The following is a 15,549-nucleotide window of genomic DNA, read 5'->3' as shown; positions in this document are numbered from 1 at the left end:
CCCCTAGTCGATTTATTGGAACTGCTCAACTGAACGAATTGGCATTTGCAGCGTAATGCATGCACCTGAACCAGGTTCATTGGTGAATGTAATATCTGCATCATAGCCAAAAATAAGCTTAAAGCGGTGATACACATTCCAGATGCCAAGATGCTCGCCGCTTGGAGAATTGAAATAAGCTCCTGATTGCAGCTGCAAGAGCACGTCCTCGGGAAAGCCTGCTCCATTATCCGTGATCTTGATCCTCATCTGATCGGCTGCTTCAGCTAAAGCGTTGATCTCAATATGGATGTGAAAGGGAACATCCATAAAGTCAAAGCCATACTTGAAGCAGTTTTCGATAAAGGGCTGAATAATGAGCGGTGGTATTCCTGTACCCCTAAGCTGATCTTCAATGTCGAACTGGTAGGTGATACGATGTGGAAAGCGATACTGCTGAATCTGAATGTAGCTCTCCATATGGTCCAGCTCTTCTTCAATGGTAACGACACTGCGATGCGTTTGTGTTGTAAAACGAAAATATTTGACAAGATTCAAGCACATGAGCTGAATAATATCATTTTTTTGAATCTGAGCCAGATTGTATATGACATTGATCGAGTTAAGCAAAAAGTGAGGGTTGATCTGAAGCTGCAGATGCTTAACCTCGGCTTTATGCGCTTTGATCTGCTCTTCATAGACATGAATCTTAAGCTCCTCAATCTGAGAGACCATGTCGTTGAAGGTATCGTTTATCATCAGAAACTCCTTGGTCTTGGATGCATGAAGCCTTACATTCCAGTCGCCTTGCTTCAGCTTTCTCATGCCGTTAATGAGATTGCGCAGCGGCTTCAATACGAGATCATTCAAATACATAAGATAAATGATCAGCACGATGGCCGCGCAGACAGGGATAAGGAAGATGAGCAGCCGAAAGTAAATCAAGTTCTGCAGCATGCTCTTCTCTGGGATAAAGGCGCTTAGCATCGTATCGGTTCCCTCAATGGGGCTTGTCACGGCGATATACGGCTTGTGATCCAGCTCAATCGCTTGATACATCTCCTCAGGCTGAAACATGAACCTAGGCTTGTCAATTGATGGCTCAGCGGACCTGGAGGAGATGATCTCGTGATCTTGGGAGATGAAGGAGGCGAAGCCGTCATCGCCAAGCTGGATCAGATCAAGCGGAATCATTAAGTTGCTTAGTCGAACAAAAGCGCCGAGATATATCCCTGAGCCTGTATCAACAAGTCTTAATAAAGCGCTTTCATTTCCGTATTTTATCAAAGACCATTGCTTGAAGTATCGGCTGTCGCTGTTCACTCGCTGCAGCAATTCGATGAGCGTCGTCTTGATCTTATAGATCTCGTTATAAGAGTCTGAAGGAATGATCGTGTGCAGGAGATCGTTGTTGTTCACCGAGTAGACAAACTCAAAGTCGATGCTGCTGTAATAATGATGATAGCGGCTTAGCTCATTGAAAATACGATACTTCGTCAGGACGTATTCGTATTCGTCCTGTGTAATTCTTGGGAGTTGAATGATATTATAATCCTCTACCGCCAGATTGTATAGGTAATTCGTCTCACGGTTCAACTCAGCCTGAATTTGATTCGCATAGAGCATGATCGCATTCTTATTCGATTGGGCGACCTGCTGCCTAACGGTATTGGACGCATACAGATTGTTGTAAAGGAGCAAGATGACAAATGGAACAGTTATCGCTAAGAAGCCGATGATTAGTCTCTTATGGAGCGAATTATTCATGATTAGATTCTCCTTCAATCGAATGCATGCGAATGTCAACAAAAAAAGGAAATCTTATCCTAAGTATAATACTTAGGATAGATTCCCGTAAGGCTCTTTTTTTATTGTTTTTGTGAAGCAAGCCATTCTTGCAGCTGCTTCTCAGCTTCCGCTTTCACACGGTCAAAGCCTGCTGCCGCACGCTTTTCCTTCCAATCGGCAAGTGCTTTGTCTACATCTACCGAGCCGCTGTTAAGACCTTGTGAGAATTCCTTCGAGACGTTATCAAGTGCTGCCAGTTCAGACTTGACAGGCTCTGGATTGAAGGTAAAGCCAAGGATTGGCGAACGCTCAGAACGCGTATTGAACTCTTCGAACTGTACCCACTTCTCAGGGTCCTCATTCGACCATAGATACGAGTTGAATTGGTTGCCGAACATCCAGCTTCCAGGATTAGGGTAGGATTGGGTATCGGCTGTCACGCCATCTGGATAATCAATGACATTATCCGATTTTTTCACATAGTGAACGCCTTCAATACCCCAGTCCAGCATATTGATCAATTGCTTGTCGCTGTACAAGAGATTCAAGAACATCATGACTCTAGCCGGGTCCTTGGATGTACGAGAGATGCCGAGCATCGCGCCTTGAGCTTCGCCTGTAGTCGTGAATGGCTCGAAGGTCTCTACTTGCACGAACTCTGTCCCATAGGTGACGCTCATCTCCTTGTCTTTGCCTGGCTTAAGCGATTGACCGACGGAGAAGGCTTTGCCTGCTTTGATCATTTGTACCGCTTGGTCAGCATCTGAGGTAAGCACGTCCTTGTCGAACCAGCCATTCAAGTTCCATTGACGAATTCGCTTGTAATAATCCACCATCGTGGAGTCCTCAAGCGTGTCAACGATCTTGATCTCCTTGCTGCCGCGCGGGAGGGCTAGATTCGTTGTGATGCCATCATAGTTCGCTGCACTGAATGTATTTGTATATTTGCTCGATACGATCGGAATGACATTCGGTTCATTTTCTTTGATGAGCTTGAACATGGCTTCTAGCTCATCAAAGCTCTTCACGCCGCTTGTATCTATGTTATATTTATCGACGAGCTTCTTGTTCAACAGCAGTCCGAAGCCCTGCCCGAATTCTTTCTTGGTTGGAAGAGCATACAGCTTGCCGTTAATCTTGGCCCCTTGAAGGAAGTCTGGTCCCAGAATATCTGGAATGTCTTTGCCGTGCTCCTTCATGAGTTCATCAAGCTCCAAGAATTGCCCCTTGGACACATCATTGGCATAGTTGAACCAGTTTGCTGTAAAGAGCAGGTCAAACTTCTCATTGGATATCTTCATCAGATTCGTCTTATCCGTCCAAGAGCCCCATTCAATCGGCTTCAATTCAATCGTAGCATTGATCTTCTCGGTTAAGTATTTGCTCATTTCGTTTTGAACAAGCTCAAGATCTTTTGGTGCTGTACCGGGATAGACGAGTGTAATTTTGTAGGGATCTAATTTCTTCTCTGTATCTGTTGATGAATCGGAAGCCTGATTGGAACTGCTTCCACCGCTGCCGCAAGCAGATAACAACAACGCACTGCACATGAATACTGCAAGCAATATCCGGAATCGTTTCATTTGAGTTCTCCTCTCAACATTCGATATCGTATGAATCCCCTTGAATCATATCCTGTAGTGTACCAAAGCAACGACCGCCCGATGGGTCGACCGACGGGACACATCACCTCCTTCAAGGCTTTTGCCGAAGCTAAGATTAAGCCATAAGCTCAGCCTTTAACCGCTCCAGTCGTAATACCGCTGATATAGTATTTTTGAAAGAATGGATAGGCGAACAAGAGCGGTGCAAGTCCGATGATCGCAAGCGCCATTCGAACCGTTTCGGTTGGCATGGTGGCCAGAATGTCCCCGACCTGATTGGATTGGTTGGATTTCATGAGCAGGAATTGAATATTGGTTAAGGACTTGGTCATCAAATACTGAATGTTGTACAGATCAGGGTTGTCAATAAACAGCATGCAGTTGTACCAATCGTTCCAGAAGCCAAGTGTTGAGAACAGGCCTATGGTAGCAATGATTGGCAGAGACAACGGAATGATGATTTTATAGAAAATCTTAAACTCTGTTGCTCCGTCAATAGCAGCGGATTCGACAACTGAATCTGGAATGGAATTCATGAAGAAGCTTCGCATCAAGAGCACATTAAAGGCGCTTAGCAGCATGCCAGGAATGACCATGGCGAGCAGCGTATTTTTCAGCGGAATAATGTTCGTAAACGTCAAGTACCACGGCACCATGCCGCCGCTGAACAGCATAGTAAAGAAAATATAGAACGAGATGCTGCTGCGAAACGGCAGCTCCATCCGAGACAGCGGATAGGCTAGCAGCGTCGTGATAAATAAGCACAGGATGACACCTAGAATCGTACAGAAGATGGTAACCCCATAAGCCTTTAGAATCTCGGTAAAGTCATAGAATAGAAACTTATAGGCAGCAAAGCTTATTCCGCTCGGAAAAAAGGAGTAGCCCTTCGCATTAATTGACGATTCCGAGGAGATGGAGATGATAAAGATAAAGAGAAAGGGCAGTAAAGATGCCAGCGTGAACAGCCAGAAAAAAGAATGAATGCTTACGGTATAAAGCCGGCTTTGCTTCACGATGTGATACCTCCTTGCTTCTAGAATAGAGAGTTCTGTTTGTTAATCTTGCGTACGGCAAGGTTTGCGCCTAAGATGAGCACGAAGCAAACGGCGGATTGATAGACACCTGCTGCTGATGACATGCCGATATCGCCAAGCTGTATCATCGCACGATAGACGAAGGTATCAATCGTATTGGTAGTCGGCAGCAGCGCCCCAGAGTTCATGGGGACCTGATAGAACAAACCAAAGTCAGAGCGCAGAATTCCACTAACAGCAAGCAGCGTCAGCGTCGTAATAACCGGTGCGATAAGCGGCAGGGTAATGCGCGTCATTTGCTTCCATTTGCTGGCGCCATCTATGGTAGCCGCTTCATAGTATTCCTTGTCAATGCCGATAATGGCAGCAAAGTAGATGATGGCGGAGTATCCTACGCCTTTCCAAGCGTTGACGATGATCAGAATATACGGCCAATAATCGGGATTGCTGTACCATGCGATCGGGTCGATGTGAAACAAGGCGAGCAGGCGGTTAACTAAACCATTCTCCACATTCAGGAAGCTGTATACGAGATAGGCGACAATAACCATCGAGATGATGTGCGGCAGCAAGAAGGTGCTCTGATAAAATCTCGATATCACCTTGTCCTTAATCTCATTCATCAGCAGTGCCACCAAGAGTGATAATACGAGATTGATGCTGATGAACGCGACGTTGTACAAAACGGTATTTCTTGTTATGATGTACGCGTCTGGCGATTGGAACAAAAACTTGAAGTTGTCAAAGCCCGCCCAGGGGCTGCCCCATATGCCATCCACATAGTTGTAATTTTTGAAAGCGAGAATAATGCCATACATAGGGATGTAGTTGTTGATAAAGAGATAGATGATGCCAGGAAGGGTCATGATGAGCAGCCACTTGTATTTGTTAAGCTTGCGCAAGAAGGGCCGCTGTGTCCTGCTGGCTGGTTGAATCTTATGGTCGGCAATTGGTATTGAAGCGATTTTGGTCGCTTTCATGCTCTCACCCCTTAATCTCTATTATGATCTGACCTCATTATAGTTGGAGATGAAGAGAGCTCACTACTAGGATCGTGACTATCTATTAATACGATTGTGACTTGTTCTGTGGTTGTTAAGCTTACATGAAGACAGTGGGCGGGTGTAAAAGGAGAGGAGCAATATGCTTATCTATAACCTTGGGATTATTAGAAAAGGGTCCCAAATCTTATTGCTGAATCGGGAGCGGTCCTCTTGGATGGGCTGCTGGAATGGAGTCGGCGGCAAGATCGAGCAAAGGGAAACGCCGCGAGCTTCCATGCATCGAGAGATGCTGGAGGAGACAGGGCTTGATCTCGATTCCATATCCTTCATCGGATTCATCACGTGGTCGTCTACTGTAGGGGATGTTCCAGGTGGAATGTATATTTATGAGGCCAAGCTTCCTGAGGGAGAGTCTTATCCTACGCCAAAGGCTACAGAGGAAGGAATCTTGGATTGGAAGGAGCTTGAGTGGGTGCTGCACCCGGAGAATCGCGGTGTGGCAAGCAATCTGCCTATCTTTCTGCGAAGCTGCCATGCTCAAGCAGGCGCTGTGCATCTGCATGGATATTTTGACGATGAAGACATGGTGGATCATATGAGCTTCCCGCTAGATGCTTCTATTGATAAAGACTTGCTTCGTACGAATGCTTACCTGCATGACTTTTTTGAAAAATATCGAATGTATCGAACGCCTGTCGGACAGGGATAAACGTTATTACAATCGCATCACGTCAGATTGAAGGCAGGGTCTACATGGAGATCGCTGCCTTTTGTCATGCTCCAATACGGATTGAACATGACAGGTGTCATATCGATATCATGACGACTTATACTTATCAGCACCTCCTGATGTTCTATACACTTAAGGCAGTTAAGGCGGAGGTGTCAAACGATGAGAGAGATTGTTAAGGTTGAAAGGGCAAGCAAGACTTATAAGGAGCACCGAGCGGTTCATGATGTTTCCTTTTCAATACGTGAGGGTGAAATTGTTGCCATTCTTGGACCGAATGGAGCGGGCAAGACGACAACCTTGTCCATGATCTTAGGCTTGATCAAGCCGACTTCAGGGGAGGTGCGTTTGTTCGGCAAAGAGCCAACAGAGCGTACCGTGCGCGAACGAATGGGAATGATGCTGCAGGAGGTTAGTGTAATGGGAGGGCTTAAGGTCAAGGAACTGCTTGAATTGTTCCGGCATTACTATCCGAATCCGCTTGCGCTTAAAGAAATAATTGCATTAACGGCGCTGACGGAGTCTGAGCTTGGTATGAGAGTAGAGAAGCTGTCAGGTGGACAGAAACGCAGACTGAACTTTGCCCTGTCGCTTGCAGGCAATCCTGATCTGCTGCTGTTTGATGAGCCGACGGTGGGAATGGATACCACCTCTAGACAGCGCTTCTGGCACACGGTGCACACGCTGTCTGAGCAGGGCAAGACTATTATTTTTACAACCCATTATTTGCAGGAAGCCGATGATGTGGCCAAGCGGATTGTGCTGTTCAATCAAGGCAGAATTGTGGCGGACGATACGCCATCTGCTATTAAAGGCAAGATTACGAAGTCCTATGTTACGTTCAAGGCAAAGCCGCAATGGGTGAAGCTGCTTGCTGGGTTCCCAGAGGTCATCGATATTCGGCAAGAGGATGATATCATTCGCGTCGAGACAGAGGATACAGATGCCGTTCTGGCCTTGCTATTCCATGAACGAGTAGGCGCATCTTCGATCCGCATCGAGCAAGGCAAGCTAGACGAGGTATTTGAACGCCTGACAGCAGATATGAAGGAGGTCGGATAACATGAAGCTGCTATTGATGCAATGCAAAGTGGAAATGCTGCGCATTCTGCGCAATCCCTATTATGTGTTCTGGTCATTGCTCATGCCGATATTGTTCTATTTCATATTTACGAAGGTTGTCAATACGGGTGTCCCTGATCAAGGAGAGTGGCAGGCCCGTTATCTGATGTCCATGACTGTATTCAGCGTTATGGGCTCCTCTATGATGACGCTTGGCATTCGCTTGGTGCAGGAGAAAACGCAGGGATGGTCAACCTTGATGCGAATTACGCCTTTGCCGGATTCGATCTACTTCATCGGCCAAATGGTCGGCCAAACGATCATTCATGTGTTTGCCATCGCTGTCATCTTCACTGCAGGGGCTCTGATCAACCATGTGAGCTTGTCTGTCTCAGAGTGGGTCCTAAGCGGCTTGTGGATATTGGCAGGCTCTGCTCCCTTCTTGGCCATTGGCACTTTAGTTGGGACCATGAAAAAGGTAGATACAGCCTCTGCCGTGAGCAATGTCATCTACATGGTGCTGGCCATTACAGGGGGCTTATGGATGCCGCTTGAGATTATGCCGAAGCTGATGCAATCGATTGGACACTGGCTGCCTTCTTACAATTATGGCAATGGGGCATGGATGATTGTGCGCGGCGAAGCTCCTGAACTCAGCAATGTATGGATTCTGCTAGGATACTTCGTCGTATTTATGCTAGTATCTAAATATATACGTAGAAAACAAGAAGCAGGTGTAAGCTGACGTGTCTCTACACAATCTTCGCACATTCCGAGTATTTCCTAAACGATACGGATTTTTTCCGTATCTCTTTCTTATTTATTTGGTGCTTCCGATTCTCAACCTTCGTCAAGAGGATGGCTGGAAGCAGATCATTGGATATGTGCTGCTAGGCATATTTCTTCTTACGTATCGCCAGCTCTATATGACGATGCACAATCGCTTTTATACGTTCTGGCTTAGCTTGCAGATGCTTATCGTCTTGGTCATGAGCATAGCATATGATCCGAGCTACTTATATATGGGCTTCTTTCCCGCAAACTTTATTGGGTGGTACCAGGATGACCGCAAGTTCAGGATTGCCTTGGGTCTCCTAGTCGTCGTTGAACTCGTTCCAGTCTTCTATCATGGCATGTTAGGTTCCTCCGGCGCATTATACTTCCTGCCCTTCCTGATTATTATGCTGCTGTCTCCCTTTGGCGTGCGCTCGATGATCAGACGTGCAGAGCTGGAGCAGGAACTCGATCAAGCCAATGCGCGAATCAAGGAGCTTGTGAAGAGCGAGGAGAGAGCTCGTATTGCAAGAGATCTTCATGATACGCTTGGCCATACGCTTTCTTTGATTACCTTAAAGAGCCAGCTCGTTCACCGCTTGATCGACAAGGACCCTGCTAAAGCGCAGCAAGAAACGAAGGAAATCGAGCAAACGTCACGGGCGGCGCTCAATCAGGTAAGAGAGCTGGTATCAAATATGAGAGCAGCCACCATACCTGAGGAGCTCCGGTCAGCAGAGACGATCCTTCAGACCGCGGGGATACAGGTGAAGATTGATTGGTATAAGGAAGAGAAGATGACGGAAGAGATCCCTGCATTGATACACAATATTGTGAGCATGTGTCTGCGCGAGGCAGTCACGAACGTGGTGAAGCACAGTCAAGCGAGCCATTGCTGGATTCAGGTCGAGCGGACGAAGGAAGGGCTTTGCTGCACGATCCGAGATGATGGCATTGGAGTCCAAGAAAGGCAAGCTGATCAGACGAGAAAGAGCGGTGGGAACGGCTTAAAAGGAATGAAGGAGCGCTTAGCGCTCTTGGAAGGACAGCTCACGATTGAGCATGGCGAAGGAACATTAGTCGTCATTGAGGTCCCATTGATAGAGAAAGAGCAGGTGAACAGCAAATGATACGCATATTTATCGCAGAAGATCAGCGCATGCTGCTAGGAGCGCTTGGCTCCTTGCTCGATATGGAGGAGGATATACAGGTAATCGGTCAGGCTGTCCAAGGGGAAGAGGCGCTTCATGCCATTGTGAAGCTGAATCCAGATGTATGTCTTATGGACATTGAGATGCCGATTATGAGCGGACTGGAGGTCGCGCAGGAGCTTAGAGCGAGCAAGCACGCGGCCAAGGTCATCATGCTCACCACCTTTGCCAAGCCGGGATACTTCGAACGCGCAGCTAAGATTGGGGTGAATGGCTATTTGCTGAAGGACAGCTCTATTGATGATCTAGCAGAGGCGATTCGCAGTGTTATGTCTGGCAAAAAAGTATTCAGTCCGGAGCTGATGTTCGATATGATGAGCGAGCCCAATCCGCTGTCTGCGCGTGAAATGGAGATTCTAACACTGCTTGCGGAGGGAAAGTCGACGACAGAAGTAACCAAGCTGCTCTTTCTTTCCTCAGGAACCGTCCGCAATTACATTTCAGAGATTATGCAGAAGCTCGACGCGAAGAGCCGGATGGATGCCATACATACGGCCCAAGAGAAGGGCTGGATATGAGCGTGTATGTGCGTATGATAAGCTGATGGCTCATAAAGCGCTATGGAGAGAGAACCTGAACGATGTCAGGTTCTTTATTTATTTTATAAGCCAGATAAAGCAGGAATCTTTTGGTATGTTGACGAATACATAGATCAAAATTTGAATATATTTGTCGTTCTTCTGTATTGTAGAGGCTCTTGCATCTCAAAAAATAACCGCTTAAATTTATATGTTCTAAACACCATATGCTCCTCCATATATCTTATATCGTGCCTCAACACGATAAAGGCGCCTGCTTGATAGAACAGCTTGTTTTGTCCTCCTATTTTGCTTCTTATGTCTTGTGTCCCGTATTTCATATGTATCTGGATTTCTTCGACCAGCGTCGTGCAAGATCACAAATAGTTCGATGAAGGGAAGATGATAAGCGACGTTGTTCTTCGTTTGTTTGCTGGATATAAACTCTCTAAGAGTTTATATAGATGGATGCTGTCATGATGGAGGTGTTGAAACCGTATGATTCGAAGGTGAATCGATTTGCTTGAGTCCCCTTATGTCTTGATGGAAAGACGCTGCTGCTTCTTAAGACTTACTCATGCAAAAATTTAACGAAGATTTGGAGGAATCTAGTGTGGTATCTGTTCGTGAATATTCGAATGTGTGGAAGAAGGGATTGACGTTTGGTTTATTGGCTTTGGGGCTGATGTTTGTCAGCCTGCTGATGGCAGACAAGGCTTTGGCACATGGCTATATTGATAATCCAAGCAGCCGAGCTGACTTGTGTGCGCAAGGTGTTAATAACAATTGTGGATTTATTATTTATGAGCCTCAAAGCCTTGAGGCGAAAAAGGGCTTTCCTGCAGCTGGACCGGCAGATGGAAAGATTGCAAGTGCGAATGGCATCTTCCCTGAGCTTGATCAGCAGTCAGCTACACGCTGGAACAAGGTGAACATTACACCTGGAACAACAACGTTTCATTGGACGATCGAAGCGAACCATGCGACTACGAGCTGGAAGTATTATATTACGAAGCAGAATTGGGACCCTAATGCGCCGCTGACTCGTGATTCCTTTGACTTGACGCCATTCTGCAACGTCGACTATAAAGGCAAGCAGCCACCTCATTCTTACACGGATACCTGTAATGTGCCAAGCCGCACAGGATATCAAGTCATCCTCGCCGTATGGGAAGTATATGATACTGCCAATGCTTTTTACAATGTGATTGATGTGGACTTTGGCGGCGGCGGTCCAGTAGATACGACAGCACCGACAGCTCCTGCGAATCTGACTGCATCTAATATAGCGTCAACTAGTGCGACGCTTACATGGGGAGCTTCCACAGATAATGTGGGTGTTACCGGCTACAACATTTATCGCGGTGCTGCATTGGTTGCTTCTCCGAATGCAAGCACATTATCTTATAACCTCACAGGCTTGAGCGCAAATACTTCATACACATACACCGTAAAGGCTGTTGATCAAGCGGGCAATCTGTCGGCAGCGAGCAATGCGGTAACCTTTACGACTCCTGCGCTTCCTATTGACAACACGCCACCAACTGCGCCATCAAGTCCAGCTTCCTCAAATATTACAGATACGGCTGTCACGCTCACATGGGGAGCATCGACTGACAATGTAGGGGTTGCTGCCTATCGTATTTATCAAGGCTCTACTTTGGTTGCGACAACGGCAAATGGGAGCACGCTCTCTTATCGTATAACAGGTCTTAGCGCTAGTTCATCGTATAGCTTTACGGTGCGTGCGGTGGATGCCGCTGGCAATGAATCGGCAGCAAGCAATGCGATTAGCGTGACGACAGCAAGCGGTCCAGTCGTAACACCTTGGGCGCCGAATACGGCATATGCTGCTGGCGCATTGGTATCCTACAATGGCCAAACCTATGAGGCGAGAGTAGCACATACATCACTGGTAGGATGGGAACCACCGAACGTTCCGGCTTTGTGGCTGCTGAAGTAACCTATTCGTAAATGGACGCCTATATTCAATCGTGCTGATGGTTGATCGTTCCATCTAACCTTAAGCGGTGGAAGGGGCTCTTTCAACCATAGAACCTCGGCAGGATCGCTTGCAGTCATTTCCTGATCAATAGGAAATAGATTGTGGGCGATTCTGCTTCTTTTTATTCACCTATATGAGCATATTTTCATTTATAAAGACTGGAAACTAATAAGATCTTGTGAGACACTTGTATTATTGTTTTTTTGAATGAATAGGAACGAAAGTAAAAAGAAGGGGTGTCATTGTTTACATCATGAGAGAACTTGCAACTTGGGTTAAAAAGGGGATCATTGTTGTATTATGCTCATTATTATGGATTGGATTTGTTCCAATGCAAACGGTTCAAGCGGCCAATCTGCCAGCTTCATGCGGCAAAGCTTGTCTCCGCTACGATGTTATCGTTATCGGTAGTGAGATTCAAGGTGTGCTGCTCGCTAAAGCAGCACAAAAGGAAGGGAAGCGCGTGCTGATGCTCGATCCGCGCAGCAAGCCAGGCGGGGAGCTTATTCAAGGACAGATGATGGTATTGGACCAACCCAATAACAAGCAGAAGAAAAGTCTGGTTCAGGGCGAACTGAAACATCTATTCTCCCAGTATCAAGCGGGAGCGATACGAACCGAAGCGGAATTCAACCGGTACTACCAGAAGCTGATTAAAGGCCTTCCGATTCGAAGCGGGATTCAGATCGTGGACGTTAAGACAGGTACAGTGGGAAAAGAGAACACGATTCACTCGCTAAGCTATATCGCGAAGGATGGCATTCGATATACGGTGATGGCGGATTATTTCGTAGAGAACACCGATCATAATGCCCTTGTCAGCAAGCTTGCAGATACAAAGCGGATTGCCGGCATGGAAAGCTTATATAATGGAAAGAACTTGGATTATATGGCGGCTACCTATATGTTGAAGTTCAAGCATGTGAACTGGGCACGTCTGCATAATGAGGTGCTTAAGCTGTATCCGATAACGAATCTGCAAAAGAAGATGGGACCGAATACATATGTGGATTGGAACTTTGGGACAGGCTTCAGCAATGTGACGAGCAAGTACAAGCCGCAAGATGCTCAGCTGCTGCTGCGAGGCTTGAATATGACTTACCAGAAGGATGGGGAGGTGCTGATCAACGGGCTGTTGATCTATGATGTGAACCCATCTGATCCAAAGTCGGTACAGCAGGCTGTGGCCAAAGGCAAGAAGGAAGCGCCGCATGTGCTGAAATTTCTGCGCAAGAACATTCCTGGATTTGAAAAAGCAGAGCTTAACGGGTATCCGGAATATTTGTATATCCGAGATTATAATCGTTATGAGACTCGATATGTGCTTACGGAAGCGGATGTCTTGAACAGCCGGATGCACTGGGATAATGTCAGCATTGGCGGCTACCCTTTGGATCTGCAAGGCACGAAGCATATGCCGCTTGGCAACAGCTATGGCAAGCCTGATCAATATGGAATTCCGCTTCGTTCATTTATATTGAAATCCTATGACAACGTTATCGTTGTGGGGAAAAATATAGGCGCAACGATTAAGGCATACGGCAGTGCGCGCATCATGCCAAACACGGGGCTTGCCGCAGAAACGATCGGTATTCTGATCGGCAGAGAATCCAGCTCAAAGCGATTGCATCAATTGACACAGTCGGACTTTAAGCGAATTCACCGTTACTTGGCAAAAGATTATCAGATTTATTTAACGGTATAAAGGTAAAGAATAAGCCCTCCTTCTGAATATCAGATCGAGGGCTTGTTAATGTATCAGGGAATGATGCATCAGCAGGAGCTGTGTAGAGCATATGCCCAACTATTCATTCTGACAATGCGCTTAAACGTAAAAATGAAGCCTTAATCGGGGGGAGATTAAGGCTTCATAGGAGTCAAAACGAATGGCCGTTGACCTTGTCATGCAGCAATTCGTTATGATTCTAGCGGTTACTAAGCGAGCAACAAAGTTCCAAATTGTACTTGATACAGTCGATGATAGAGGCCATGCTGCTGCATGAGCTGTTCATGCGAGCCCTGCTCAGCAATTCCTTGCTCTGCAACGACAACGATTCGATCCGCATCCTTGATCGTAGACAAACGATGCGCAATGACGAGCGTTGTTCTTCCCATGGCTAGCTCTGAGAGCGAGCGTTGTATCTCAAGTTCGGTCTCTGTATCGAGTGCAGAGGTTGCTTCATCTAGAATTAGGATCGGAGGATTCTTAAGGAACATTCTTGCGATAGCCAGCCGCTGCTTCTGCCCGCCGGATAATTTGATCCCGCGCTCGCCTATGACGGTATCCAAGCCGTCTTCTAGTGATTGAATGAACGAGTCCAGATGTGCTCTTCGCACCGCTTCACGGATTTCCTCATTCGACGCTCCTAGCTTCCCGTAAAGAATGTTTTCCCGAATCGTCCCAGAGAATAAAAAGACATCCTGCTGCACGATACCGATATGATCTCTAAGCTCCTCCTGCTTAATCTTACGAATATCAACGCCATCAATTAGAATAGCGCCTTGATCAACTTCGTAGAAGCGCGGCAGCAAGCTGCACAGCGTCGTTTTGCCAGCTCCTGATGGTCCAACAAAGGCAATGGTCTCTCCTTTGTGAATCGTAAGGTTAACGCCTGACAGTATCTTCTCTTTCCCTTCATATTGAAAGGAGATGTCACGATATTCGATCTTATGCTGCAGTCCAGCGAAGTCTTGTGCATGAGGAGCATCTTTAATATCAGGTTCGGTATCAAGCAGCTCAGCATAGCGCTTGAAGCCCGCAATGCCTTGTGGATAGCTCTCGACAATGGCATTGATCTTCTCGATTGGACGGAAGAAGACATTGGTAAGCAGCAAGAAGCCGACAAATTCACCATACGAGAGCTCATTTTGGATGACAAACCAAGTTCCGCATACCATGACAAACAGCGTCACAAAGCGCATCATCATATAGCTGATCGAGCCGTTTTTGGCAATTAGATTGTAGGAGCGAAGCTTGGTTGAGCGGAAGCGCTGATTATTGACTGCGAACTGCTCTTCTTCATAGCTTTCATTGGAAAAAGCTTTAACTACACGAATACCACCGACATTGTCTTCTATTCTTGCATTGAAATCGCCAATGTCGTGATATAGCTGATCAACCGCTTTGGTCATCTTGTTGTTGAAGAACACGACGAGCCAAATGATGGCTGGAACAATGACAAAGGTAAGCACAGCCAGCTTCCAGTTAATCGACAGCATCAGAATAAAGGAGCCGACCAGTGTCATCACAGCAATAAACAAATCTTCAGGGCCATGATGCGCCATCTCGCCGATCATGTTCATATCATTGGTTAATCGTCCGACTAAATGGCCCGTCTTGGTGTTGTCAAAAAAACGAAACGACAGCTTCTGAATATGGGAAAACAGCTTCTTGCGCATGTCGGTTTCTATATTAATGCCAAGCATATGCCCCCAGTAATTCACAATATAGAGCAATGCGGTATTAATCACATAGAGGGCAACCAAGCCGACTGAGGCCCAGATGATCATGTCCCATTTGCTTCCCGGCAGCAGATCGTCAATAAACCAATTGACAATCAAGGGGAAGACAAGCTCCATGGCTCCAGCGATAACCGCGCAGCCAAAATCCAGGTAGAACAAATGCTTATAAGGTTGATAATATTGCATGAATCGGCGTATCATCTCATACATTTCCTCCATTTTTCCAACGTGTCAGCGCATGAACGCACCTCTAATGTCGCTGCAATTCGCATTGATCTGGATACAGCCCATTGCTTGGCTTCCAGCAGTACAATTGGGCATCACTATTAATAATGATTTTCATTATCAATTACTTGTGATAGTATTTATCATATC

Annotated in this window: 12 protein-coding genes; 7 read left to right on the top strand and 5 right to left on the bottom strand. The window is 46.4% G+C overall.

Features of this window, described 5'->3' with window-relative positions; all coding sequences use genetic code 11:
• Positions 1-12 precede the first annotated feature (12 nt).
• The 4 genes from B9Y93_RS17665 to B9Y93_RS17650 form a co-directional block, all read right to left on the bottom strand.
• Positions 13-1,746, bottom strand: coding sequence for a sensor histidine kinase (locus B9Y93_RS17665; RefSeq protein ID WP_085496515.1), 1,734 nt, complete (start codon positions 1,744-1,746; stop codon positions 13-15).
• Positions 1,747-1,847: 101 nt separating this feature from the next.
• Positions 1,848-3,350, bottom strand: a complete 1,503-nt coding sequence (locus B9Y93_RS17660; RefSeq protein WP_085496513.1) for an ABC transporter substrate-binding protein — start codon at positions 3,348-3,350, stop codon at positions 1,848-1,850.
• Positions 3,351-3,499: 149 nt separating this feature from the next.
• Positions 3,500-4,387, bottom strand: coding sequence for a carbohydrate ABC transporter permease (locus tag B9Y93_RS17655; protein WP_085496511.1), 888 nt, complete (start codon positions 4,385-4,387; stop codon positions 3,500-3,502).
• A 20-nt stretch (positions 4,388-4,407) separates the two neighbouring features.
• Positions 4,408-5,274, bottom strand: a complete 867-nt coding sequence (locus B9Y93_RS17650; RefSeq protein ID WP_240968139.1) for an ABC transporter permease — start codon at positions 5,272-5,274, stop codon at positions 4,408-4,410.
• A gap of 277 nt (positions 5,275-5,551) precedes the next feature.
• Here B9Y93_RS17650 and B9Y93_RS17645 point away from each other — a divergent pair, with 277 nt between their 5' ends.
• From B9Y93_RS17645 to B9Y93_RS17610, 7 genes are all read left to right on the top strand, one after another.
• Positions 5,552-6,121 (top strand): NUDIX hydrolase, encoded by a 570-nt coding sequence (locus B9Y93_RS17645; RefSeq protein ID WP_085496508.1) that lies wholly within the window; start codon positions 5,552-5,554, stop codon positions 6,119-6,121.
• A 183-nt stretch (positions 6,122-6,304) separates the two neighbouring features.
• Positions 6,305-7,204 carry an ABC transporter ATP-binding protein gene (locus tag B9Y93_RS17640; protein ID WP_085496506.1) on the top strand — a complete coding sequence of 300 codons (900 nt, stop codon included), beginning with the start codon at positions 6,305-6,307 and terminating at the stop codon, positions 7,202-7,204.
• A 1-nt stretch (position 7,205) separates the two neighbouring features.
• The gene (locus B9Y93_RS17635) at positions 7,206-7,949 is read left to right on the top strand and encodes an ABC transporter permease (RefSeq protein ID WP_085496504.1); all 744 of its coding nucleotides are present in this window, start codon (positions 7,206-7,208) and stop codon (positions 7,947-7,949) included.
• A 1-nt stretch (position 7,950) separates the two neighbouring features.
• Positions 7,951-9,108 carry a sensor histidine kinase gene (locus B9Y93_RS17630; RefSeq protein ID WP_085496502.1) on the top strand — a complete coding sequence of 386 codons (1,158 nt, stop codon included), beginning with the start codon at positions 7,951-7,953 and terminating at the stop codon, positions 9,106-9,108.
• Positions 9,105-9,707, top strand: coding sequence for a response regulator transcription factor (locus B9Y93_RS17625; protein ID WP_085496500.1), 603 nt, complete (start codon positions 9,105-9,107; stop codon positions 9,705-9,707). Before B9Y93_RS17630 ends, B9Y93_RS17625 begins: the two co-directional genes overlap by 4 nt.
• A gap of 613 nt (positions 9,708-10,320) precedes the next feature.
• A complete protein-coding gene (locus B9Y93_RS17615) occupies positions 10,321-11,670 on the top strand; it encodes a lytic polysaccharide monooxygenase (protein ID WP_425320353.1) in 1,350 nt (449 codons plus the stop codon).
• Between the two features lie 295 nt (positions 11,671-11,965).
• Complete coding sequence (locus B9Y93_RS17610; protein ID WP_085496494.1) at positions 11,966-13,417, top strand: FAD-dependent oxidoreductase; 1,452 nt, start codon at positions 11,966-11,968, stop codon at positions 13,415-13,417.
• A gap of 230 nt (positions 13,418-13,647) precedes the next feature.
• Here B9Y93_RS17610 and B9Y93_RS17605 read toward each other — a convergent pair whose 3' ends face one another.
• Complete coding sequence (locus B9Y93_RS17605) at positions 13,648-15,375, bottom strand: ABC transporter ATP-binding protein (RefSeq protein WP_085496491.1); 1,728 nt, start codon at positions 15,373-15,375, stop codon at positions 13,648-13,650.
• Positions 15,376-15,549: the final 174 nt, after the last annotated feature.

Source organism: Paenibacillus aquistagni (assembly GCF_900177815.1).
GTDB classification, from domain to species: domain Bacteria; phylum Bacillota; class Bacilli; order Paenibacillales; family Paenibacillaceae; genus Paenibacillus_B; species Paenibacillus_B aquistagni.
Note: the sequence above shows the minus strand (reverse complement) of the source record. Positions and strands in the feature narration are given on the sequence as shown.

Bases quoted from the DNA above. Each gene is read 5' to 3' on its own strand.
- B9Y93_RS17635 (WP_085496504.1), top strand. From the start codon at position 7,206: ATGAAGCTGCTATTGATGCAATGCAAAGTGGAAATGCTGCGCATTCTG.
- B9Y93_RS17605 (WP_085496491.1), bottom strand. From the start codon at position 15,375: ATGATACGCCGATTCATGCAATATTATCAACCTTATAAGCATTTGTTC.
- B9Y93_RS17610 (WP_085496494.1), top strand. From the start codon at position 11,966: ATGAGAGAACTTGCAACTTGGGTTAAAAAGGGGATCATTGTTGTATTA.
- B9Y93_RS17660 (WP_085496513.1), bottom strand. From the start codon at position 3,350: ATGAAACGATTCCGGATATTGCTTGCAGTATTCATGTGCAGTGCGTTG.
- B9Y93_RS17640 (WP_085496506.1), top strand. From the start codon at position 6,305: ATGAGAGAGATTGTTAAGGTTGAAAGGGCAAGCAAGACTTATAAGGAG.
- B9Y93_RS17645 (WP_085496508.1), top strand. From the start codon at position 5,552: ATGCTTATCTATAACCTTGGGATTATTAGAAAAGGGTCCCAAATCTTA.
- B9Y93_RS17650 (WP_240968139.1), bottom strand. From the start codon at position 5,274: ATGACCCTTCCTGGCATCATCTATCTCTTTATCAACAACTACATCCCT.
- B9Y93_RS17665 (WP_085496515.1), bottom strand. From the start codon at position 1,746: ATGAATAATTCGCTCCATAAGAGACTAATCATCGGCTTCTTAGCGATA.
- B9Y93_RS17625 (WP_085496500.1), top strand. From the start codon at position 9,105: ATGATACGCATATTTATCGCAGAAGATCAGCGCATGCTGCTAGGAGCG.